Genomic DNA, 22,456 nt, shown 5'->3' with positions numbered 1-22,456 from the left:
TTCAATCGATTATCCTCTAAATGGGCTAAAAACGGCTAAAGTTTGCCAAACATCGTCAAATAGTTTATCAGTATCTCGATATAATTTGCGCTACTTCGCTTGTTTGACGGCAATTTATCTCATCTCTATCACCATTTTTAAAATAAGGAAACGCCCTAAACACTTTCACGATCTTTGATGCTTTGCTGCCACGCGGCTGAACGACGCGTTCTGTCGGCAACTTGCCCAACCAATTGACCACATGCCGCATCAATATCATCACCGCGTGTTTGGCGTATGGTACAAACAAAACCTGCTTCGCTTAATATATTACTAAAGGCATGAATACGATTATTACTCGACTTATCATAATTTGCATGAGGGAACGGGTTAAACGGTATCAGGTTAATCTTACTGGGTAAATCGCCCAATAATGCGACCAATTGCTCAGCATGCTCATTACTATCATTGACACCATCTAACATCACATATTCAATAGTCACGTGTTTTTTGTGGCGCGGGTTCACTTCAAAAACGTAATTTCTCGCTGCCGCCATGAGCTGCTCTAATGGATATTTTTTATTGATCGGGACCAACTCATTACGCAGCTCGTCATTTGGTGCGTGTAATGAAATCGCTAAAGCCACGTCAAGCTCCTGTGCCAACTCATACATTTTTGGCACTACACCTGAAGTCGACAAAGTAACGCGGCGCTTTGATAAACCATAAGCATGGTCACTGAGCATCAATTCCATCGAGCTGACAACGGGACGATAGTTTAATAACGGCTCCCCCATGCCCATCATGACGACGTTGGTGACGTTGTTTTCCCATAAACTATGGTCAACATTTTCTAAACTGTCGTTTTCATCGGTCATATAAGAGGCATTTGCCACCCATAATTGTCCAAGAATTTCAGCCGCTGTTAAATCGCGCTCAAAGCCTTGCTTGCCGGTACTACAAAAGCTACAGTCCAGCGCACAGCCCACTTGCGAAGAAATACACAAGGTTTTACGACCGTTTAATTTACTATCATCTGCGGGAATCAGTACCGTCTCAACCAACGAGCCACCAGTGACTTCAAATACCCATTTACGCGTACCATCATCACTATATTGACGATGGATTACTTTTGGCGGAATGACGCAGGCATTGGCTGACAATTTATCACGCAAAGATTTACTCAGATTGGTCATTTGCTCAAAATCAGTGACACCCTGCTGATATATCCACTTGATCACTTGCGTCGAGCGAAACGGCTTTTCGCCAATACTCTTAAAGTAATCCGCCAGTTGCGCTTGTGTCATCCCCAATAAATTGGTTTTTGCCTGAGCTTCATCTACCAGCTTGATGTGAGCAGGTGTGTGTTGGGTCGGTGCTTGAATAGTGGACATAATAGTAACCTTTTTGCATAAGCTTAAATAAGCGCTGCAATTATTGATATGAGTGTTGCCAGTCATACGCAATGTATGAATGCATGAGCAATCCGTTATGAGCGCATTTTTTATCTAAAATTGATAAGAACCTGCTGACAAGGGATTGATAACGCTACATAAAACTAATAATGAGGGAGAAAGTTTGAGATTTCAATGCATAGTTAGACCATTATAATAGCTAAAACGGCTTATACCAAAAGATATAAGCCGTTTCGCGACACTAATTATTAATCAGCACTATTATTATGCATAACAACTATTATGCACAAAAGAAGCTATTAATAAAAACTGCTATTAACGCGTACGTGCACAAACTTCATCTTCATTGAAGAAGTAGCTGATTTCACGTGCTGCTGACTCCGCTGAATCTGAACCATGAACGGCGTTTTCATCGATGCTGCTAGCGAAGTCAGCACGAATAGTGCCTTCAGCTGCATCTTTTGGGTTAGTAGCGCCCATGATGTCGCGATGCTTAGCGATCGCATTTTCGCCTTCTAATACAGATACCAATACTGGACCTGAAGTCATAAATGATACTAGATCATTATAAAATGGACGCTCAGCGTGCTCAGCGTAAAAACCGCCCGCTTTTTTATCATCAAGTTGCATCATTTTAGCAGCAACAATTTTTAGACCTGATTTTTCAAAACGATCGTAGATAGCGCCGATGTTGTTGCCAGCTACTGCGTCAGGTTTGATGATAGATAAAGTACGTTCGTTAGCCATGAAAAGCTCCTAATAAATAATAAATTTGATAAAAAATGAAATAATAAAGGGGTTATTTTATCTTTGGCCGCAATGTTGACTTAGGCAGATTCAAATAACTCATGGTCTATCAATGCGATAATATGAGCGCCAACACAGGATTGCTGCCTATTATAATGATTAGCGCTATAAATGATAGGGTTAATTTATGACCGTACCTTGCATAAAAGTAAATTTATTACCGCATCTTATCTTAAGACAAAGTAAGCATTCATCAATAGCAGATTATTGCCCTACGTATCTCATCACTAACTATCTTTGTCATTTATGGGTATAAGACTAACTTAGCAAAACTCTATGTAAATGTGACTAACAAAAACCCCTCAGCATATAATACTAAGGGGTTTTATTAATACGAAACTATGAGGCTAACTGCTTTTAAGCAATACTCAAAACAACTACTCGCCTAAGCGGCTGTCTCGACAACTGCCAGCGCTACATTCACGCACACGATCATTTAAGAAGTTCACTCGCTCAGTTGTTACCCGAGTCGCACAGCCCATATTGACAAAAAAACCTTCGTCATTATTATAACTACACTGGTCATTACGCTCGCGTATCCACGCCAGTTGTCCACGCTTTAATTTGGATTTTTGCGAGGTATTTAAGCGTTTAGTCAGTTTTGCATAAGAATTATTCAGCTCTTTATCTGCCTCCAAATATACTTTCGTTAAGCAATATAAATCATCAAAATCATTGTTGGGTTTATCACAGTTTTGCGCGCCCCATGACAGCATAGGAAACATAAAAGCCGCAGAGGTTAGCAGCGCTAAAGATGTTTTTCCTATAGAGTGTTTGATAGTATTGGCTGTCATCGCCTTTTCCTTTTCATGTCATGTAGTTATAAAGCTAAATCCATTTATAACATATTACACCAAATAAAACCAAAATAATGTTAGCAAATTATTTTTTATCCTAGGGTATGTCCTCATTTTAAAAATGGTGATAAAAATGAGATAAATTGCCGTCAAACAAGGAAAGTAGCGCAAATAATATCGAGATATTGATAAGCTATTTGACGATGTTTGGCAAAATTTAGCCATTTTTAGCCCATTTAGAGAGTAATCGATTGAATTGAGGACATGCCCTAGTCTGTTTTATTATTAAGCATCTTGTTTTTTGTCGTTAGAGATTAATAGTGATAAGCGATTTTATTACTTGGAATTAATGCTAATTGGCATAATAAACAAAATTCATGAAAAGTTACTCATAAAAAAATCCCAGTACTCAGCACTGGGATTTTTTTGATTGATACTACAAGCTATCTAACTCTTATAGTAAAAAACTAAGCATCATATGGGTCACGCAATACGATTGTCTCTTCACGGTCAGGACCGGTTGAGATAATATCAACTGGGCAACCAATCAACGCTTCGATACGCTTGATGTATTTTTTCGCATTTTCTGGTAGGTCGTCATAGTTGGTTACACCAACGGTTGACTCGCTCCACCCTTGCATTGTTTCATATTTAGGCGTTACTGACTCATAGAATTCAGCATCATGTGCGCCTGCACACTCAGTCTCAGGCAGGTTATAACCCACACCAATTAGCAACTCTTCAAGACCATCTAATACGTCAAGCTTGGTCAAGCAGATACCTGACATAGAGTTAAGTACCACGGCACGGCGTAGCGCTTCTGCATCGAACCAACCACAGCGACGCGCACGACCAGTTGTCGCACCAAACTCATGACCGACTTTGGCCAAATGCGCACCAACATCATCAAATAGCTCAGTTGGGAATGGACCGCTACCAACACGGGTAGTATAAGCTTTAGTGATACCCAATACGTAATCTAAATACAATGGACCGATGCCCGTACCAGTAGACACACCGCCAGCGGTTACGCTTGAGCTGGTAACAAACGGATAAGTACCGTGGTCGATATCAAGCAATGTACCTTGCGCACCTTCAAACATCAGGTTTTTGCCAGCAAGACGCAATTGATTAAGGTCTTCGGTCACATCAGTAACCATGCCTTTAATCTCTTCTTTCCATTCTTTGCAAAGCTTAAGTGTCTCATCAAAATCAATCGCTTCAACTTTATAATACTGAGTCAGTTGGAAGTTATGATATTCGATTAAGTTGCGTAGTTTTTCTTCTAGATCTTCACGGAACAAGTCAGCAAGCTTGATCGCACGGCGTGCTACTTTATCTTCGTAAGCAGGACCGATGCCGCGACCCGTCGTACCGATTTTGCCAGTACCACGTTTGGCTTCGCGTGCTTGGTCAAGTGCTACATGATAAGGCATGATAAGTGGGCAGTTGGGTGAAATACGTAGGCGCTCACGTACTGGTACGTTGTTGTCTTCTAGCTCTTTCATTTCTTTTAGAAGTGCGTCAGGTGCTAATACTACGCCGTTACCGATGAAACAAGTAACACCTTCACGTAAGATACCTGATGGGATTAAATGCAAGACAGTGGTTTTGCCATCAACAACTAACGTGTGACCAGCGTTATGTCCGCCTTGAAAACGTGCAACTGCTGAAGCTTTTTCGGTCAGCAAATCAACGATTTTGCCTTTACCTTCATCGCCCCATTGGCTACCCAAAACTACGACATTCTTACCCATGATCAATCCTTACCTTTATGTATTGAGGTGTGTGCAATAACGATTAAAAACTGCGATAACTTTCATTATCATGAATTTAAAGACGTTAAAAAAATGGTACTAATATTAAAAATGAATGCTTAAATACTCTGTAACTGCCAATGATTATCTATAAAGCTCAAGCGATGCGTCACATCAGAGGGACGATCTTCTGCATTTAATGGCATGGTGACACGGTAGCCTTGCTCACGTAGACTCTCAACCTGCTGTAGCAGTATCTGTCTCTGTTCTTGGCTCGCACTGCTCAATACTTCATAATCAACCAATACGATAATGGGTGCTTCAAGCTGGGTGTGTGCAAGCAAGCGACTGACATCCATACTAAAGCCAGTGGCTTCACGTGGCTGATTGATTGCTAACTGATTGCCGCTTTGCATACCATCGAAACGACCGCCGCGTACCAGTGGCTGCGTCTCACTATTGATATAGCCGTTGAATACAATACCCGTGTGATAATGATAGCCTGATAATTCCGTCACATCGATACTCACAGGGCATTGCCACTGCTCTTGTAGATGTGTTTTGAGGCGTTGTAATTCAGTGATAGCAGTTGCGACTTGCGTGTCCTGCTGTGCAGTCTCTGACAGCTTTGCCAATAGATTGGTAATATCATGACCAAAGCGTGCCAATGCGTAAAAGTCATCACCCAATGGCAATGACTGGCAGACACGTTTTAGCTCTGGCAGGTTTTTATTGGCATATAAATGCATTAGTTGTTCAGTGTCATTATCAGCCAATTCAGCCAACTCTGCCAAGCGCTTAAATATTGCTACGTGACCCAAGTCGATATGTAGCGCAGCACTCATATTTAGCTTATTTATCATACCAAACAACACATCTATCAGCTCAATATCTGCGGCAATTTCTGCACAGCCAAATATTTCAGCACCGAGCTGCAAAGGTGTACGTGAGCCAAACAGCCCTGATGGCAACGTATGAATCACATCACCTGCATAGCAATAACGCGCAATACCTGTACCGCCATGATGCGCATCAATACGCAAAATCTGCGGAGTAATATCCGCACGCAGACCCATCAAGCGACCTGTTAACTGATCGATAATCTTGAAAGTTTGGCGCTTTAAATCTTCTGAAGCGCCACTTAACAATGACTCAGTAAATTCAATCATTGGTGGATTAACCAACTGATAGCCATGACCAATAAGTTGCTGCGTAAGCTGATACCTAAGCACTTCTTGCTTACGCGCATCTTCGAACAGCACATCCACCACCCCATCAGGCAACAACCAACTATTGGCAACGTCGCTGGCAAAGTTGTTCAAATATGGCATGCTATTGGAGGTAGCAGTGTTTTCAGCAGGCTGAGCTGCCGCTTCATTTGTCGTATTTAACTGGGCAGGTTTTGCAGAATCAGAACTGACAGACACAATAAATCCTTGTTTGGCGTATCGCTTACCAAAAACGCGGTACTGATGCGGTACTTAAAGGTTATATTTACAATTGCATTGACGCCATGCATTTTTATTTTTAACGCGCAACATCATTGACCCAATTATTTATAAACAAACTAGGTAGCCGCAAAAGGGTGAGTAATAAGTATAATTTAGAATGATAAGACGAGTATCTTTATGCGCTAATAAACGGCGTTAAATAATCAAGGCACTTTATGCTTTAGTTTAGCATAGCAGCCAAGGTTCGCCTAGTGACAATTAGCCACAATTACCATCTAATTATCTCTCGTCAGTACTAAAACGATGCAGATTATCTATAGACTATGTAGGTAATGGTTTGCTCAAGAATGGTGACCCTTATTCTGTATAATAAAGAAAAAATGAGCAAAGTGAGAACAACGCCTTCGATACCGACTCATGGTACACTAACGCATATTTTTATCTCGGAAGCCTTATGTCATCTGATTACCACCCAAACCCAGCCATCAACCAGAGCAACGTCTTAGGTACGGCCCTTGCCAGCTGTTGCTTTGATCCTATTACTGGCTATTACCGCAATGGCTTTTGTCATACTGGCAATCATGACGTCGGTCAGCATACCGTTTGTGCCAAGATGACCAGTGAGTTTTTGAACTTCTCTGCCAGTCGGGGCAATGATTTGATTACGCCACTACCTGAGTATGGATTTTCTGGCCTTAAACCTGGTGATTACTGGTGCATTTGCGCGCTACGCTGGGTTGAAGCATTGGACTTTGATATTGCCCCGCAAATCAAACTAGAAGCTTGCCACGAAAGCTTATTGAGCTTGGTCGATATCGATACTTTGAAAAGTTATGCTCTTTAATAACAATACTTATTAATAACGATGATTATAAGTTTCGCTTGTGACACGTTTTTTACTTTATAAAGGGAGGGTGTATGGAAAACAATAACGACCAGTTGATCAAAAAAACCGCGCGTATTGCACCTAACTCTAATATCAATCGTATTTACGCCGATATGAATGATGAACATCTCTATCTAGACAATGATGACAGCTATATCTATGGCGATGCGGATGCTACCACTGAGGACACCATCGAGACCATGACGGTCTACGATCCTGACTCTGAGCGCTATGAAGATATCGATTTATCCAGTGAGGACGAGGTCGTCAACTGTTATGCCTACTCACGTAAAACGGGCGAAAACCTCGATAAATTGGCGCTAAACGATGTCAGTCGTGCTTTGAGCAATAATGGTCAATTTATTTGGCTCGGGCTGTATGATCCTAGCCTAAAAACCATGGTCAAAGTCAAAGAAGCCTTTGGGCTGCATGAACTGGCAATTGAGGATGCATTTGCTGATCACCAGCGTGCCAAAGTTGAAAACTATGACAATGATATGGTGTTTGTGGTATTGCGTACCGCTAAGCTTGAGGACAATGTCATTCGCTATGGCACCACTGCGATATTTATGGGCAAAAACTACCTGATTACCATCCGTAATGGCCCATCCAACTCCTACGCACCTGTCCGCGAGCATTGTCATCGTCGCCCTGAAAAGCTGCGTATGGGGCCGATATTTGTGCTGCATGCCATTCTCGATTTTATCGTGGATAACTATATGCCGATTACCGATCGCTTGGGGCGCTATTTGCGTGAGCAAGAACGCTATGTGTTTACCTATGAGTTTGATAAAGGCACGCTGAAAAACCTTTATGAGCTCAAATCGCAATTGGTACACATGCGCGCGATTATTTTACCAGTACAAGATATCTGTAGTTTTTTTATCAATCATAAAAAAAGCGAGCTGGTCTCTGGGTTTTCTCAAGCCGCTAAACCCTACTTCCGCGACGTCAATGACCATTTACTACATTCCTTAGATGCCATCAATGGTCTGAATGAGATGCTGAGTGTGGTCATGAATACCTATATGGCCATGGTCAATATGGGACAGAACGAGGTGGTGCGTAAGCTTGCTGCTTGGGCAGGTATTCTAGCCGTACCGACGGCCATCGCAGGTATCTATGGAATGAACTTTGACTTTATGCCCGAGCTGCATTGGCAATACTCCTACTTTGTCATCATGATCCTTATTGGTTCATTATGTGGCTATTTATATTACAATTTTAAAAGGCTTAAATGGTTATAACTGAACAATGCAAAAATCTTTGAGTGGCGTACGCCGCCATTATGGGGAATTGGCATTGTGGCACGTAATCCAGAAGCGCGGTTTTTGCATGATGGTCGTGCCAGCAAGCTTGACTGAGGCGATACTCTGGCATGGTGGTGAAGCAGAAGGCGCAAAGACACGCCTTACACGTTATCTGCCACGCAAAAACAAACATTAATGACCTTATTAAAAGGGATTTAACGCTCAAACAGTAAAATGTGAGATTTAAGAAGGCAAAAAAAGGGCTACCAGTGGTAGCCCTTTTTTTATGCTGCTATTCAATAGTTATTCACGGCGATGCTTGGTATGGCTATCAGGCGCTTGAGCATTATCAGGTAACAGTGCTTTAATCGTTAAGTTTGCATGCTGTTTATCAAGATTGTCCTCTGGACGGCCAAACGTTTTTGCTGTCCAAGTTAATACTACGATAGAACCGCTCAATAGCATAATGGCCACAGAAATTGTCGCCAGTAGCCATAAATGAAAATAGTCTGAGACTGCCTGTACATCAACCACTAAATGTCGTGACAATGCCGTTATAGCGATAAATATCAAAAACTGTACTGGCAGACGGTGCGTTTTAAAATAAATACCTATCATAGCCAGCAGCTCAAGGTAAATAAACAACATCAATATGTCTTTTAAATCCGCTGAGCCTTTTTGAATAATACCAACGAACTCTTTGCCAGCAGTCCAAACGACAACCACACTGATTAGAAATAAAATAACGTAATGACAGATATCGACAAACTCTCTACCGATACCTTGTAGTCGCTCATGAACACCTACGTTTTTTTTAGCCATGTTTAGGTCCTATCAACTGAGATGTGGTTGATTCAGCCTGAGTCTATATTACCTCAGGCCCCTTATTTATCGGCAATCAGTATTCGTATGGCTATCTTCTTAGCCGATATTCAGACCCGCTGATTTTTCAGCAGCATCGACCGTTTGGCGAATGAGAGTATTAATGGTCATTGGACCCACGCCACCTGGTACAGGCGTATAAGCACTAGCGATATTTTCTACGCCTTGCAATTCGATATCGCCGACGCCGCCATTATCCGTTGGATGAAAGCCTGCATCAATGACCACAGCACCCGCTTTAATCCACTCTGCTTTAATCAATTCAGGCACGCCCACTGCCCCAACCACGATATCAGCACGCTTGATATGAGACTCTAAATCTTGCGTTCTTGAATGGCAAATCGTTACGGTACAGTTGGCATTTAATAGCATCATCGCCATAGGTTTACCCAAAATAGCACTGCGACCGACCACTACTGCCTCTTTACCTGACAGCTCGATATTATGATGCTCTAATAAGTGCATGATGCCTTGCGGGGTACATGAACCATAAGCGCTCTGCTGCATCGCCATACGACCAAAGCCAAGACAGGTCACACCATCAACGTCTTTTGCCAAGTCAATCTGCTCAAAGCAAGCACGCTCATCGATATGTGCAGGTACTGGATGCTGCAGCAAAATACCATGGACGTCTGGATTGCTATTGAGCTCATCTATTTTCGCCATCAGCTCTTCAGTGGTTGTCGCACTTGGCATCTCAACGCGTATAGAATCCATGCCGACGCGTTTACAAGCGTTGCCTTTCATACGTACATAAGTCGCAGAAGCTGGATCGTCACCGACCAATATTGTCGCTAAGCTTGGAGTACGTCCTGTCTTAGCTTTAATAGCGTCTACACGCGTACTCAGTTGCTGTTCTATTTGTTTAGCAAGTGCTTTACCGTCCAAAACGGTAGCAGATCCTTGGGCAGTTGACATAGTAACTCCAATAGAGGGTGCGATAAAAAAAAGTAAAGACAGCGCCCGCAACTACTTGCATGCCTGTCTTATGCTTGATCAATATATGATTAAGACTGATATTGTACCTGTCTGGGCTAAAAAATCCTAGCGTAAGATAAGACTTGAATGCCTATAAATCTCTATCACTCGCCAATCCCACAATATCATGCCATTACCGAGGCAACCCTGATAACATCTACCGTTTTATAAAAAACTCCAATAGCAAATAAAAAACCAATAGCTGCGACTATTTATAAATACTCAATACGCCTTAATAAGCGATATCCTCACATCACTTAATCATTTAATCATTGAACCAAACACGCGATCGATTACATCTACCGTTTGCGCGATCTCGGCAGTGGTTAAGGTAGGATGAACCAAAAACATTAAGCTAGTCTCTCCCAACTGTTTTGCTATTGGCAATCTGTTTTCTGGACGCAAGCCTGTATCATCGAATGCTTTTTCTAAATATACCTCTGAGGCAGACCCTGAGTAGCAAGGCACGCCTAGCGCATTTATTTCCTCAATGATGCGATCACGCGTCCATCCCTCAGCTAGGTTAGTTGGTTGCACATAAACATACAATTTATAATAAGCATGATTAGAGTTTGGAAACTGAGAAGCTTGCTCTAATTTCGGCACCGATAGATAACCTTTTTCTTCCCATTTAGCACATGCCCCTAATATCGCTTGAGCATTAGCACTGCGCTTCGCTATCCAGTCACTCATTTGTGCCAATTGAATACGCCCAATGACTCCTTGAATTTCGGTCATGCGCCAGTTGGTCCCAAAGCTCTCATGCAGCCAATTGTAGCCGGGCAGCTGCTCAGTCTCATAGACCGCCGCATAGCTTTTGCCATGGTCTTTATACGCCCACATTTTTCGCCATAGCTGCTCGTCATCAGTGGTGACCATACCACCCTCGCCGCCTGTGGTCATGATCTTATCTTGACAAAAACTCCACGCGCCAATATGACCGATACTACCAACGCTGCGACCTTTGTAGCGTGCACCATGCGCTTGTGCACAGTCTTCAATGACATATAAATGATGCTGATCTGCCAGTGCCATGATGCCATCCATATCACAGGGCCAACCTGCCAAATGCACGCAGACGATGCCTTTGGTTTTGTCCGTCAATACCGCCGCTATCGACTCTGCCGTGATGTTCCCTGTCGCCTCATCAACATCCGCAAAAATGGGCGTCGCTCCTGCATTAACCACTGAGGAAATACTGGCAATAAAAGTGCGCGGCGTCACGATCACCTCATCACCCACGCCTATACCAAGTGCCTGCAATGCCGCGTCCAATGCTAAAGTTCCGTTGCCCAATGCTATCGCGTATTTGCTACCCGCCCAGTCAGCGAACTCCTCTTCAAACTGACGGCATTGTTGCCCTGTCCAATAATTGACCTTGTTGGATAACAATACTTGACTGACCGCATCCGCTTCTTGCTGAGTAAAACTAGGCCAAGGTGAAAAAGGAGTATTTAGCATGCGTTCCTCATCAAAGCGTATTTTTATCGACGCTATTACCTGTGAATTTGCTCATGGTCGCTTCACCATCAGCACTAATGCCATCCTTGATAATGACTTTTTTTACTGTTTTAAATAGAATTTTAATGTCTAACCATAATGACTGATGATCGACATACCACGTGTCGAGTGCAAATTTTTCATTCCAACCAATGGCATTACGACCATTAACTTGTGCGTATCCCGTAATACCTGGACGTACATGGTGGCGACGCGCTTGCTCATCATTATATAGGGGTAGATATTCCATTAATAATGGTCGCGGCCCCACCAAACTCATATCGCCTTTAATCACATTCCATAGTTCAGGCAGCTCATCGAGACTGCTATTGCGCAAAGCCTTACCAAATACAGTCAAACGCTCATCATCCTCCAAAGGATTGCCATCGGTATCGATAGCATCTTTCATCGAGCGAAACTTAATCATCTCAAATGGCTTGCCGTTTAGACCAGGACGAGTTTGTTTAAATATCACTGGTGAGCCTAAGTTTTTTTTGACTTTATATGCCGTAATAGCATACACAGGAGATAATATTAGCAAGGCAGTCGTGGCCGCAGTGATATCGAACAGTCGCTTTATCATTTTGCAGCCCGCCTTTTGTCGTTTACGTGGCCATCCCTACTGCGTAAATAAAAACTTAAATAACTTTGCCACAATTGCTTGCGTTCAAAATTTGCAATGGCCCAATCTCTTGCATCAGGATATCTCTTTTTGAATTCTCTATCAGTAGCGGCAGCACTGATCATTTCGGCAACAGACGACATATCCTTAAAATTAAATTTTCGGCCACTGACTCCTTCTTTGACACTATCTTTTACACCAACGACATCATAGGCAAAAGTTGGAACAGCACAACTTGCTGCCTCAATAGCGACACTTCCAAACCCTTCACGATAGCTCAAAAATAAATGCAAATCAGCACACTGAAAAACCTCGTACACATTTGGGTTGGCTGGTATATATACGCCTCTATTATCTTTGACAATTTTCTCAACGACTGTTTTCCCTACGTCGTCTTCAAAGTCTCCCATGAACATAAAATGGACGTTTTCTTCTCTTAGTTTTTCAGATATATACTCAATATCTTTAAAGCCTTTATCATCACAAACTCGTCCTACCACGCAAATCACAAAGGTATCTTCAGGTACCTTGTATTTCTTTCTTAATGCCTCTTTTTCTAGCTGAGCCACAGGTTGTAGCAAATCAGTATCGATGCCGTTAAATGAGCCCTTATCAATGACACTTGCCTTACTTTTTTTGAGGATGTTTTCTTCCAAGCATACGCTGAGCAAAGACTCAGAAACAAATAAAACCTCGTGAGATAAGCCAAAACTTAATATATCCAGACCCTGAAACACTCTCTTTTTTAAGCCTGAGAAATTCTCATAGGCTCTACCTACACTAAAAGCAATTCGTCTCTTTTGCAATGTAAAAGCACTTGCGATACTCCCTAACAATAAGGCTTTAGGAGTTAGATAAACCACCACATCAAAACGATTCGATAGCATATAACGGATTAAAAGCGCGAGTGACTGAGCATCTTTAAGCAAAGAAGGCTTACGCTGGAAATTTAAATTAATCACATTACCTATCTTGCGCTCACGCAAAATATCTAGCTGCTGTTTATCGCCACCACAGATTAAGGTGATATCAACAGCCGAGTGATCTCTAATGTACTCAAGCTGATCGCGATATAACACATTAAATGACACTGCATCTGTCATTAGAAAGCATATCTTTAATGTCATTTCAGCACCTCAGTATTTTTTATACATTATTTTATCAGTGACGTTTTATGAATGATGTCATTCGGCACAAATACTATTCACTACTGACTGATGATGATTTCTTAGCGTGTCAGATATTGTTAATTTATTTCTTTTATTGGCTATCTTTTGTAATAATCCTATCGAATCTAAAAAAGTAACTGTGGTAAGTTTTGCTGATAATTTTAAAGAACCTAAATAACTGTTTCCTTTATATTCACAGTACGTTTTAAAACTGTCTTTGTAGGACCTCGTTATTTTAGATAATGATAAATTCCCTTCTTCTCTATAATAGTATAATAAATCGGGCAATACCGCTAAATTTAAATCTTGATTTGAGATGGCTCTACACCACAAATCATAATCTTCAGACCTTGGATAATTTTCATTATATTTATTTCGTTCATACCAACTCTTTTTTGCCAAAACAGCGGCATGTACAATAGGATAAGCAGCGGCTATTTCTTCAAACTCTGTGTAAATTTGATCAACATGACGGCAACCATACACTTTATTAAAATTATCAATAGACACGACGCCTGTAGAAACCAAATCATAATCTGGGTTTTTTTCTAAAAAACTTAATTGAATCGCTAGTCTATCTGGGTGAATGAGATCATCGGCATCCATACGCGCTATATAATCATAGTTAGCTTCTTCAATGAGCTGATTTAATCGAGCAGGCAGTTTTTTATTTATGCCATCAGCAATTACCTTTATCCTATGATCAGCCTCTTCAAAACGCTTGGCGATGGCCAATGACGCATCAGTAGAGCCATCGTCGATTAATATAAGCTCCCATAACTCATGCGTTTGAGCCAATATAGATTTGATAGCGTCTTCCAAGTACGCTTCAGCATTATAAATGGGAATACCAATAGATATATATGTCTGATTTTTCATTAGAAAACCTCAAATATCGGATTGATAAGATACGGACTTAAGTTACTAAATCTCGATGTCGTCAAGATAAAATACATGAGAAAAATAACGATACTCGCCATATATAAATAAATATTATTGATTCTTTTTAAAATCATAGGCAGTATCAAAACCAATGTCCACGTAAAATACGCAAGCAGCCTTTGTGGGCCTGAAGGACTGGTGCCCAACATCGCTAACGGTATGATAAAAACCACGCCTGCCGCATAAAATGTTATTAGTTTTTGAAAATCTTTGTCTTTAATTTTATATAGATAACTGACAAAGATGATTAAAATCATAATCGCCGTATAAAAACCAAGCGTTAAAAAGCCGCCTGCTTCATCCGATGCTTTCGCATAACCCTCGTATCTATCATTAGTAGAAGAAATGTAAGAGACCAACACCCCACTCACTAATAGCGAGCCTAAGAATGTTGCCAAAATTTTATATAAAGGCTTTACTCTTAAATTAACGATAAAATAAAATGGAATCATAAATAACGCTGTTACATGAAACAATGAAGCAATTGCACAAATCAGTAGGTATGGAATAAATCGTTTTTCTAATAAATAAGGAATGGCTAATGTAAAAATCGCCATTGCCAACCCTTGACGCAGTCCATTAAAAGAAAAGGTATAAACGCCTAATGTAATAAATAAAAATACTGAGAACCAATAATTTACGCTGTATTTTTTAATCACTCTAAGATAGCAATAGACAATAATCAAACTGGTAATAACAAGCAGCCAAAAATAATGAGTGGTCACCCTTAATAGTGCATATTCTAATAGCTGATAACCAAACTCTATGTCTTCGTTGAATCTAAAGTACTCGGCATTTAATTGACTGTTAAAATTTCTCGTATAGTTTCCTGTATCCGTACCGACTCGGTAGCTACGAATGCCTGCAAATAATGTCAATATAATTAGTGGCAACCAAAAAGACGTACGGTTGAGAGATTTTTTCTCCAGTACGATCCAAAAAATAACAAGGCTAAGAACCAGCAGGTATGGAAGCATTTAACCCTCTATAAAAGTAGATGTCGTCAATCTTATATAAATCGGATATGGTGGCAGGTTTACACCGTCTAGTATCTTTTGTACCGTCCAGTACCTATATAACTATAGCCTTCCTATCCACCTCGCTTTTTTTCTCATTCCGTCCAAACTACCTTGAAACGACTATAGATAAGAAGCAACCACTCCGTCACATACTCAAGTACTTTTGCATTAGTATTTGCGCGTTGGTAGCAGCACTAAATCCGTATAGATTCAGCGCCGCTGTTATGTCTTTTTCATTGGGCTTTGGCTGTTTAGACGCTAATAAACACTCAACCCAATCCTTGGCTGAGTGAATCGGTAAAAACTGTACTAATCCAAGTCCTAAATCTACCTCAGGTGACACTTGGTCCGAAACTAATGCCTTTAATCCAACTGTTTGACTCTCGACCAATACGACAGGGAAACCCTCATGCAACGAAGGCATGATCATATAGTCGGCGCTGGCCATTAATTCAGTAATATCCGTACGCATCCCCAAAAACTTGACGGTATCTAGCAGTGATTTTTCTGCCACTTGTTGCCTGAGCCTTGCCTCCAATGAACCTTGTCCAACAATATATAAGGTAAAGGCGATCTGACGTTTTTTTAACTGCTCAGCGATTTCTAAAGAAAACTGATGGTTTTTAACCTCATTTAGGCGACCGACTTGGATGATTTTTAGCCCCTCATCGTCGAATTCTTGCTTGATATAATGTCGTGATTGGTTAGCAATTGTCATCATCTTTTCTATATCAACAGCATTTGGCAAGAGCCACACATCTTCTGTACTGCCAAATAAATAACTTGCCGCCTGTTCGCCGCAACTCATTTTATCAGTGGCTAATTTACGATTGCTGATTAATGCCCATTGTTCATATATTTTTTTAATAACATTGGTTTTACCATTACTGGTGCTATGAGAATGTGAAATGCGATGCGGCACGCCAGCACTTTTCGCGGCTAACAGATGAAAGGCATTGTTTAATAACATGTGCGCATGAACGATTCGATAGTCAGGGTGTTGTTTAAGGAATTGTTTAAGCTTCCACATACGCGCTAATGAATGACTGGCCAAAATAGGTATAACTCTACCGCCCAGCGCTATTATCTCAGCATCATAGTCGCCGACTTCCTCAGTAAAAGTGATAAAATCAAACTGAATCTGGCTATGATCTATATGACGATATAGATTCATAAGCATGGTCTCTGCCCCAGCCCGATCCATTTTTCCCACTATGTGCAGCACTCTCTGAATAGTCATCTCTTTACCTATTAAGAAGCCATAAAACCAAACGTATTTTTCAAAATTGTTTTAAATCTATTCTCTCTTGACCTTTAATCTTGCTCTTTTATTTAGCACTTGACGAAGTATCTGTAACATAGGCAAGGCAACTTGGCTTGGCATACGCACTATGTTACTAATCATCATATTTCTTACGGTCAAATCGTTCTTATAGCCCTTTAGTCGTAACGTTTTATCTGCTTTTTTAGCTTGTGCCAATGCAGCTGCCAAATAGTCATTATCTATACGAGTAAGAATACTCCAATGGCTTTGTTTAATTTTATTGGCGAGTGTTTTTTTAACCTCATCCGCTTGATAGTCCTCTACTAGGCTGATGACTTCTGAGTGGATAACGAAGAGGTCTAATAGCTTTTTATCCGTTGATCCTGTGATCGACGTGCCCCGCTGTCTGTATAGATAAAAACTAATGGGTAATTGATACTTACTCTGAGTAGATAAGCCAAGGTGCCAATGAAATGGCCAATCCTCATAGTATAAACCCACTGGAAAATACAATGAGGCAGACCTTACGACACTAGCTCGAATAAATTTAAGCCATGCAAAATGCGGTAAACTAAAATATGAGCCGTCTATTTTAGTTGCCTCAAATGTTAAATTGGCAGCGGGATACGGCAAATCTGTCTCTGTGCTTCCATCTTTGAATGGTGTAAAGCCATATGTCACGACCTCTGCGTTCATGGTGAGCGCACAATCCACACAAGCTGCCACCAAGCGAGTGTCTATAATGTCATCAGAATCAACGAACATCATGTATTCGCCTATCGCAGACTGCATACCAGTATTACGTGCCGCAGAAAGTCCGCTGTTTTCACGATGCTGGACGACTTTTATACGCTCATCTGTGAGATGTGGCGCAAGTGCTTGTTTTGAATCATCAGTAGAGCAGTCTTCCACAACGATAATTTCAATATTCTGATAAGTCTGCTGCTTGATGGACGCTAAGCAGGCATCGATATATGACGCGACGTTATATACTGGTACGATGATACTCACTAATGGCGTTTCGAGAGTCGTCATATCGCTACCAGGGCTTTTTTTAGGTCATCGTACTCAGCTATATCAACTGGAGACTCATCCATCGTACCGTGAGGCAGGGATAAAAGGCTATCGATGAATTTTACAATATCCGCGATCTCTTCCAACTCTAAAAATACGAGCCTTGGATGATTGCGTAACCAGTCCAACTGCGTTTGTCTTATCTTATGATTGGAGTTCGGGAGTACCAAGCACGGCGTACCCGATAGCAAACATAAAATCATGCCATGCAGACGGTCAGTCACGACCAATTTTGCAGCACGAAACTGGCTCAGTTTGTCAGTCAGTAATTTTGTACAATGTGCCTCATCCAGTTGAGAGCCACCAGCATGTGTGTCGGTTTTTTCAATCTGATAGCCAGTATCTGCTAAGGCTTTGTCTATCATGCTATATTGCTCAGCCGATAATGCGGCTTCTTTGTCATCTCGTAAGCAGCGCAAGATACCTGAAGGTGCTAAGCAATCTGTCGTACCAAGTACTGTTGCATTGGCGCTCATAACAATATCTGGTACGAGACCAATATGCACATTACTGTACTCAGAAAAAAGCTCGATGAGTTTCGACGCTGTTATCGACTCTCTGGCAAAAACATGTATATCCGGATGTTTGGCGTAGACGTTCACAATACGCTGCAAGGCACGTTTAGATTGAGCAGAATCATTCCAATCTAGTGTCTGAGGAAAACAAACGATACGATTGGCAGGAAACGACTTAATGACTAATTGGCGCAGCTCCTCAATGTCAGGATACGTGCCACCCATATTACCGCCGCCGATGATAGTAACGATATCCGTCTCTTTTATTTGCTGTTTAATCGAATTGAGCACGAATCTGGTTTGGCTGATAGCAACACTAATGACCTCATAATCCGTCAGTACACGTTGTAAATACTGCTTTTGCGCGTGAGAAATAGCAATATCACCAATATTGCCATAGTCAGCGGCAAGAAAAATGAAACACCGTTTACCGCTTGGTAACGGCAAACCTCTCGCACCCATATACGCGGCCCAGTGTTTTTTTAGTCTGAGCGGAATGAGCTTTTTTATAGCAGCAATATTCATTTTTAACGCTCCCCTATTTGTTTTTCATTAATAGCTTCTTAACCCACATACGACGCTTTGAGCCAAAAGGAAACAACCTACTCAATTTAGGAGGTGATTGACGTTTGAGAACTTTTTCAATATGTGGAAGCCATTCAAGACCTCTACCCGTTTTGAGCATTTCACGGCGGATAAAATGCCAATCTATACGTATTATTTCGTTTTTTAAAATCATATTTTTAAAGAGTGATGAATCAATAGGATCACTAAAGCATTGAGGGTTTTCGATACCTGCCACTAAAAGATTTAGTCGTGTTCTAACACATTTTTCACAGCGACCGCAGTTGCTATCATGCTTATCTCCAGCCCAACAGACACGTAAATTTTGTATACCTAATGGCCATTCTGCAAGCGCTTGAAGCTTCTCTGATCGACTAAACCCTGCGCCATCATGAATCACTCTAAAGTCACTAGAACTTAGCAGTGGATCAGTGATAGGATGTGAACCCCAAGGGCTAATTAGGGCATCATAAGAGTCACCGCTACCGATGAGTCCAATGTCTGCATATTGTTTTAAGCCACATAAGACTGAAGCGATAGCAGCAGCATGATAGTCTTCCCAATTGATATCCCAAAGTCCTCGAATATTCGTTTTAACGACCACTAAATCGATATGGATATCTGCAAGCACTTTTGTCGCTATTTTTGCCGCATCAGCAAACCCTTTTGCATCATCTAGTGGTATGTCAAAGCCATGCACAAAAACCCCTGCTTTAATATCTCGCGTAGCATATCCTGCGATGCCTGTCGCATGACGATAAACAGTAAACTGGGCATCAACGCCACCAGAAAACGCAGCAATAGCACCACCTACATGCCAGTCTTGTTCTCGCATACGATCCACTTGTATATCAATCAAAAAATAACGATCTGGTAACCATTTATTCCAAACATACTGTAGCTCTGTCATGTTGGCTAATAGCTCACGCGACACGCTACCATGCACATGAATGGCTGCTCGCATCTGCATCGCTGGCAATAATGTGGCTAGTAAATAAGCGTCACAATCATCGTCTTCTGGCATTGGTAGGTCAGCTGGGTACAAAAACCACAATTCTTTCTCAGTCATTTGCCCGCTATCTATTGTCTGTTGCAGCAAACAACAGCGCTTTTGACCGTTCTCGTCACTATTTAAAGGCTGGGGCAACAAATCAATATTAAGCATATTTTTTCACCTTTGCTTTAGACCAAGACAACTGTAAGAAAACCAGCGTCATAACATACCAACGTCGAGAAAAACATAGAATCAACACACGAATACCGCGTGCTGGATGTCGTTGATAGTAATGCGGCAGACATTTCTGATAAACGAAAGACTGGCGTATTTTCATTAACTCTGCCCGACGATTTTTCATGCTGATATGCGCCAAATTATTAAGTAAATATGGCAGCATATGCTCGACATAACTACGAGCAAAATCTGATAATAGCACTTGCTTTTCAGTAGCACTGATCGACCAATCATGTATCCTGACTCTGGCTTTATAGTCCGCTTCAATAGATTCCAAAAGCCCTGATTTGTATTGTGAGCTTGTTATCGAGGTCGCACTTTCATAGTAGTTATATGGGCAGTCTGACACCACCGACAAACGATTCGCTTTACTTAGACATTCGATATTAAAAATACCATCCTCACCAAATTTTACGTCGCTATCAAAGCGCAGATCTGCGATTAAGTTTTTGCTATACACCTTGGTACAGGCGTACCAATATATATGTCTATTCTCTGTCACTCTCAGTTGTAGCATTTCAATATCTTGCCGTGAGTATTCTGCTGCACTGTTAGGACGCTCGACAACAGAGCCATCTAGCATCATGCGCTTATGACCAAACGCCAACATCTCGACATCTCGATCAACAGCCTGTTCAAAGACAAAATCAAAATACCAATCATCAATGGTGTCATCCGCATCTATAAAAACGATGTAATTGCCAGTTGATATATCGAGCCCAGTATTACGAGCTTCTGCCACGCCCCCATTTTTTTGATATTTCACCGTTATCCATGTCCTAGCATTTGCCCAGCTATGCAATAGACGAGCCGTTTCATCTTTAGAACCATCGTCAATGACTATTAGCTCAATGTCGTGACTCTTTTTCGCAACATCAATACTATTAATACAACGATCAATAGTGGCGGCGGCATTGAACGCGGCGATAATAACTGAAATCATAGTGAGCCTCTCAAATTGAGACTTCTAATGCATATCCTTTGTACCATTCAAAGCAGCCGAAAAACGTAGCTACTGCTCTATTTCAGGAATATGGACAAGACGCCGAAAAGCGACATAAATGATAGATAAACTCAGCAGCACCCCAACGAATGAGAAAAGGGCAATGGCTATCATATCTGACTCAAAAACGTAAAAACCTACATATAGTGCTACGGCACGAAATACCACTGCAAACACTTCTCTAATCAAAAGAAATCGCTGTAAACGCAATGCTGGCAATGCCGCAGTACTCGCACCAGACACTAAACTGGTCAAAAGCCAAATAGACAGCCACTGCGAATAACTACCTGCCAATGCCCACTCTGCACCGAACACTAAAGAAAAAAGATAATCACCAAAAACGAACACTGTACCGAATGGAACAATACCAACCACCAATAAAATCAACGTCACTTTTAATAAAAACTGATAAGCCTCAGATGAATTTGCTGTGATGGCACGCGTAATTTTAGGATAGAAAACCTCTCCAACCGCCTGACCTAACAGCATCGCTGGCGCGCCAAGCACAAGGACAGCTAATGAATACTGCCCTGCAGAAGAAGCACTAAATAGTGATGCTAACAAGATGGTTGGCAACCCCACTGAAGCCGCATTCAGGATACTTTGTGGCATACGATATATCGCAAAATCACGCTGCGATATCGCGGCATGTCGAATACCCTCAGTACCAAACCAATGACGGACATTTAATACACCTACTCTAGGTACACGAAGCATCTGCATGATAAAGTTTGTGAGCTGCCCTGCTATCGTTAATAAAATAAGCAACATACCAGAAGGCGCCAGCATACCGCCTATCAGCTTACTGCTATCTGTCACAAACTTGCTTTCGACATAAGCCCGAGCTTTCGCTTTAAATAAGCCCACTCTAATAGCAGACTGATCAGCGACAGAAAGAAAAGCACCTATTAATAGCGTTAATGGTATGAGATATAGCATGTTTGGCGTACTTTCCATACCCATCCACCTTGCCAAATAAAACTTGCCGACATATATAACAATGAATGAGAAAACGGCTATCACCAGACTGAGTAATATAGACAATCGAGCAATTGCCGCTGCATCCTCATCACTGTCAGGCATCACGATTGCATTTGCATAGCCCATAGTGGCAATCGGAGTGATGATGCTGACGACAGCAGTAAAGGCGGCAGCAATACCGAAATCCTCAGGTCTATATAGTCTGGTGAGAAACGGCATAAAAATCATGGCGATGGCCTGTCCAGCAGCAATACCGCCACCAACCATGACCACATCTCGCACAAAATGACTGGTTTTCAACCTGTTTATTGTGCTCTGTATCAATAAACATACTTCAGAGCTCATGACATATTGTCCAATTTAGTGCCTC

At 41.5% G+C, this 22,456-nt stretch carries 21 protein-coding genes; 3 read left to right on the top strand and 18 right to left on the bottom strand.

The features are described 5' to 3' along the window. Positions 1–155: 155 nt before the first annotated feature. From rlmN to JMX93_RS09025, 5 genes are all read right to left on the bottom strand, one after another. The gene (gene rlmN / locus JMX93_RS09045) at positions 156–1,373 is read right to left on the bottom strand and encodes a dual-specificity RNA methyltransferase RlmN (protein ID WP_499204498.1); all 1,218 of its coding nucleotides are present in this window, start codon (positions 1,371–1,373) and stop codon (positions 156–158) included. Between the two features lie 336 nt (positions 1,374–1,709). Beyond that, positions 1,710–2,141 carry a nucleoside-diphosphate kinase gene (ndk, locus tag JMX93_RS09040; protein ID WP_193011877.1) on the bottom strand — a complete coding sequence of 144 codons (432 nt, stop codon included), beginning with the start codon at positions 2,139–2,141 and terminating at the stop codon, positions 1,710–1,712. Positions 2,142–2,578: 437 nt separating this feature from the next. Further along, positions 2,579–2,995, bottom strand: coding sequence for a lysozyme inhibitor LprI family protein (locus JMX93_RS09035; protein ID WP_499204497.1), 417 nt, complete (start codon positions 2,993–2,995; stop codon positions 2,579–2,581). Positions 2,996–3,465: 470 nt separating this feature from the next. Beyond that, positions 3,466–4,755 (bottom strand): adenylosuccinate synthase, encoded by a 1,290-nt coding sequence (locus tag JMX93_RS09030; RefSeq protein ID WP_193011874.1) that lies wholly within the window; start codon positions 4,753–4,755, stop codon positions 3,466–3,468. A 119-nt stretch (positions 4,756–4,874) separates the two neighbouring features. Continuing rightward, the gene (locus JMX93_RS09025; protein WP_443214987.1) at positions 4,875–6,182 is read right to left on the bottom strand and encodes an ATP phosphoribosyltransferase regulatory subunit; all 1,308 of its coding nucleotides are present in this window, start codon (positions 6,180–6,182) and stop codon (positions 4,875–4,877) included. 478 nt (positions 6,183–6,660) lie between these two features. Between JMX93_RS09025 and JMX93_RS09020 the strand changes: the two genes are divergently transcribed. From JMX93_RS09020 to JMX93_RS09010, 3 genes are all read left to right on the top strand, one after another. Continuing rightward, positions 6,661–7,050: a DUF2237 family protein gene (locus JMX93_RS09020; protein ID WP_443214986.1), complete on the top strand. Its 390-nt coding sequence runs from the start codon at positions 6,661–6,663 to the stop codon at positions 7,048–7,050. A 74-nt stretch (positions 7,051–7,124) separates the two neighbouring features. Beyond that, entirely contained in the window at positions 7,125–8,339 is a 1,215-nt protein-coding gene (gene corA, locus JMX93_RS09015; protein ID WP_499204496.1) for a magnesium/cobalt transporter CorA, read from the top strand. A 57-nt stretch (positions 8,340–8,396) separates the two neighbouring features. Further along, complete coding sequence (locus JMX93_RS09010; protein ID WP_443510303.1) at positions 8,397–8,456, top strand: hypothetical protein; 60 nt, start codon at positions 8,397–8,399, stop codon at positions 8,454–8,456. Positions 8,457–8,645: 189 nt separating this feature from the next. Here JMX93_RS09010 and JMX93_RS09005 read toward each other — a convergent pair whose 3' ends face one another. From JMX93_RS09005 to JMX93_RS08945, 13 genes are all read right to left on the bottom strand, one after another. Continuing rightward, positions 8,646–9,164 (bottom strand): phosphate-starvation-inducible protein PsiE, encoded by a 519-nt coding sequence (locus tag JMX93_RS09005; RefSeq protein WP_499204495.1) that lies wholly within the window; start codon positions 9,162–9,164, stop codon positions 8,646–8,648. Positions 9,165–9,263: 99 nt separating this feature from the next. Then, positions 9,264–10,142 carry a bifunctional methylenetetrahydrofolate dehydrogenase/methenyltetrahydrofolate cyclohydrolase FolD gene (folD, locus tag JMX93_RS09000; protein ID WP_193011867.1) on the bottom strand — a complete coding sequence of 293 codons (879 nt, stop codon included), beginning with the start codon at positions 10,140–10,142 and terminating at the stop codon, positions 9,264–9,266. Positions 10,143–10,463: 321 nt separating this feature from the next. After that, the gene (locus tag JMX93_RS08995) at positions 10,464–11,663 is read right to left on the bottom strand and encodes a DegT/DnrJ/EryC1/StrS family aminotransferase (protein ID WP_499204494.1); all 1,200 of its coding nucleotides are present in this window, start codon (positions 11,661–11,663) and stop codon (positions 10,464–10,466) included. 10 nt (positions 11,664–11,673) lie between these two features. Further along, positions 11,674–12,285 carry a sugar transferase gene (locus JMX93_RS08990; protein WP_443510222.1) on the bottom strand — a complete coding sequence of 204 codons (612 nt, stop codon included), beginning with the start codon at positions 12,283–12,285 and terminating at the stop codon, positions 11,674–11,676. Then, entirely contained in the window at positions 12,282–13,427 is a 1,146-nt protein-coding gene (locus tag JMX93_RS08985; RefSeq protein ID WP_499204493.1) for a glycosyltransferase, read from the bottom strand. The genes JMX93_RS08990 and JMX93_RS08985 overlap by 4 nt, the downstream gene beginning before the upstream one ends. Positions 13,428–13,508: 81 nt before the next feature. Beyond that, positions 13,509–14,372: a glycosyltransferase family 2 protein gene (locus JMX93_RS08980; RefSeq protein WP_499204492.1), complete on the bottom strand. Its 864-nt coding sequence runs from the start codon at positions 14,370–14,372 to the stop codon at positions 13,509–13,511. Beyond that, positions 14,372–15,412 (bottom strand): EpsG family protein, encoded by a 1,041-nt coding sequence (locus JMX93_RS08975; protein WP_499204491.1) that lies wholly within the window; start codon positions 15,410–15,412, stop codon positions 14,372–14,374. The genes JMX93_RS08980 and JMX93_RS08975 overlap by 1 nt, the downstream gene beginning before the upstream one ends. Before the next feature lie 187 nt (positions 15,413–15,599). Beyond that, positions 15,600–16,694, bottom strand: a complete 1,095-nt coding sequence (locus tag JMX93_RS08970; protein ID WP_499204490.1) for a glycosyltransferase — start codon at positions 16,692–16,694, stop codon at positions 15,600–15,602. A gap of 57 nt (positions 16,695–16,751) precedes the next feature. Beyond that, positions 16,752–17,753, bottom strand: a complete 1,002-nt coding sequence (locus JMX93_RS08965) for a glycosyltransferase family 2 protein (protein WP_499204489.1) — start codon at positions 17,751–17,753, stop codon at positions 16,752–16,754. After that, positions 17,750–18,832, bottom strand: coding sequence for a polysaccharide pyruvyl transferase family protein (locus JMX93_RS08960; RefSeq protein WP_499204488.1), 1,083 nt, complete (start codon positions 18,830–18,832; stop codon positions 17,750–17,752). The genes JMX93_RS08965 and JMX93_RS08960 overlap by 4 nt, the downstream gene beginning before the upstream one ends. Before the next feature lie 13 nt (positions 18,833–18,845). Then, entirely contained in the window at positions 18,846–20,036 is a 1,191-nt protein-coding gene (locus tag JMX93_RS08955) for a hypothetical protein (protein WP_499204487.1), read from the bottom strand. Beyond that, positions 20,029–21,045 carry a glycosyltransferase family 2 protein gene (locus JMX93_RS08950; protein WP_499204486.1) on the bottom strand — a complete coding sequence of 339 codons (1,017 nt, stop codon included), beginning with the start codon at positions 21,043–21,045 and terminating at the stop codon, positions 20,029–20,031. Before JMX93_RS08950 ends, JMX93_RS08955 begins: the two co-directional genes overlap by 8 nt. Before the next feature lie 69 nt (positions 21,046–21,114). Further along, positions 21,115–22,431 carry an oligosaccharide flippase family protein gene (locus JMX93_RS08945; RefSeq protein ID WP_443517825.1) on the bottom strand — a complete coding sequence of 439 codons (1,317 nt, stop codon included), beginning with the start codon at positions 22,429–22,431 and terminating at the stop codon, positions 21,115–21,117. Between the last annotated feature and the right edge of the window lie 25 nt (positions 22,432–22,456).

This window comes from Psychrobacter muriicola 2pS, from assembly GCF_904846535.1.
Lineage (GTDB): Bacteria > Pseudomonadota > Gammaproteobacteria > Pseudomonadales > Moraxellaceae > Psychrobacter > Psychrobacter aquimaris.
The sequence above is the reverse complement of the archived record's forward strand: the minus strand, read 5'-3'. Positions and strand labels throughout refer to the sequence as shown.

What these genes read in the sequence shown, in the direction of transcription:
- rlmN (WP_499204498.1), bottom strand. Translation starts at nt 1,373, where the DNA reads ATGTCCACTATTCAAGCACCGACCCAACACACACCTGCTCACATCAAG.
- ndk (WP_193011877.1), bottom strand. Translation starts at nt 2,141, where the DNA reads ATGGCTAACGAACGTACTTTATCTATCATCAAACCTGACGCAGTAGCT.
- JMX93_RS09035 (WP_499204497.1), bottom strand. Translation starts at nt 2,995, where the DNA reads ATGACAGCCAATACTATCAAACACTCTATAGGAAAAACATCTTTAGCG.
- JMX93_RS09030 (WP_193011874.1), bottom strand. Translation starts at nt 4,755, where the DNA reads ATGGGTAAGAATGTCGTAGTTTTGGGTAGCCAATGGGGCGATGAAGGT.
- JMX93_RS09020 (WP_443214986.1), top strand. Translation starts at nt 6,661, where the DNA reads ATGTCATCTGATTACCACCCAAACCCAGCCATCAACCAGAGCAACGTC.
- corA (WP_499204496.1), top strand. Translation starts at nt 7,125, where the DNA reads ATGGAAAACAATAACGACCAGTTGATCAAAAAAACCGCGCGTATTGCA.
- JMX93_RS09005 (WP_499204495.1), bottom strand. Translation starts at nt 9,164, where the DNA reads ATGGCTAAAAAAAACGTAGGTGTTCATGAGCGACTACAAGGTATCGGT.
- folD (WP_193011867.1), bottom strand. Translation starts at nt 10,142, where the DNA reads ATGTCAACTGCCCAAGGATCTGCTACCGTTTTGGACGGTAAAGCACTT.
- JMX93_RS08995 (WP_499204494.1), bottom strand. Translation starts at nt 11,663, where the DNA reads ATGCTAAATACTCCTTTTTCACCTTGGCCTAGTTTTACTCAGCAAGAA.
- JMX93_RS08990 (WP_443510222.1), bottom strand. Translation starts at nt 12,285, where the DNA reads ATGATAAAGCGACTGTTCGATATCACTGCGGCCACGACTGCCTTGCTA.
- JMX93_RS08985 (WP_499204493.1), bottom strand. Translation starts at nt 13,427, where the DNA reads ATGACAGATGCAGTGTCATTTAATGTGTTATATCGCGATCAGCTTGAG.
- JMX93_RS08980 (WP_499204492.1), bottom strand. Translation starts at nt 14,372, where the DNA reads ATGAAAAATCAGACATATATATCTATTGGTATTCCCATTTATAATGCT.
- JMX93_RS08975 (WP_499204491.1), bottom strand. Translation starts at nt 15,412, where the DNA reads ATGCTTCCATACCTGCTGGTTCTTAGCCTTGTTATTTTTTGGATCGTA.
- JMX93_RS08970 (WP_499204490.1), bottom strand. Translation starts at nt 16,694, where the DNA reads ATGACTATTCAGAGAGTGCTGCACATAGTGGGAAAAATGGATCGGGCT.
- JMX93_RS08965 (WP_499204489.1), bottom strand. Translation starts at nt 17,753, where the DNA reads ATGACGACTCTCGAAACGCCATTAGTGAGTATCATCGTACCAGTATAT.
- JMX93_RS08960 (WP_499204488.1), bottom strand. Translation starts at nt 18,832, where the DNA reads ATGAATATTGCTGCTATAAAAAAGCTCATTCCGCTCAGACTAAAAAAA.
- JMX93_RS08955 (WP_499204487.1), bottom strand. Translation starts at nt 20,036, where the DNA reads ATGCTTAATATTGATTTGTTGCCCCAGCCTTTAAATAGTGACGAGAAC.
- JMX93_RS08950 (WP_499204486.1), bottom strand. Translation starts at nt 21,045, where the DNA reads ATGATTTCAGTTATTATCGCCGCGTTCAATGCCGCCGCCACTATTGAT.
- JMX93_RS08945 (WP_443517825.1), bottom strand. Translation starts at nt 22,431, where the DNA reads ATGAGCTCTGAAGTATGTTTATTGATACAGAGCACAATAAACAGGTTG.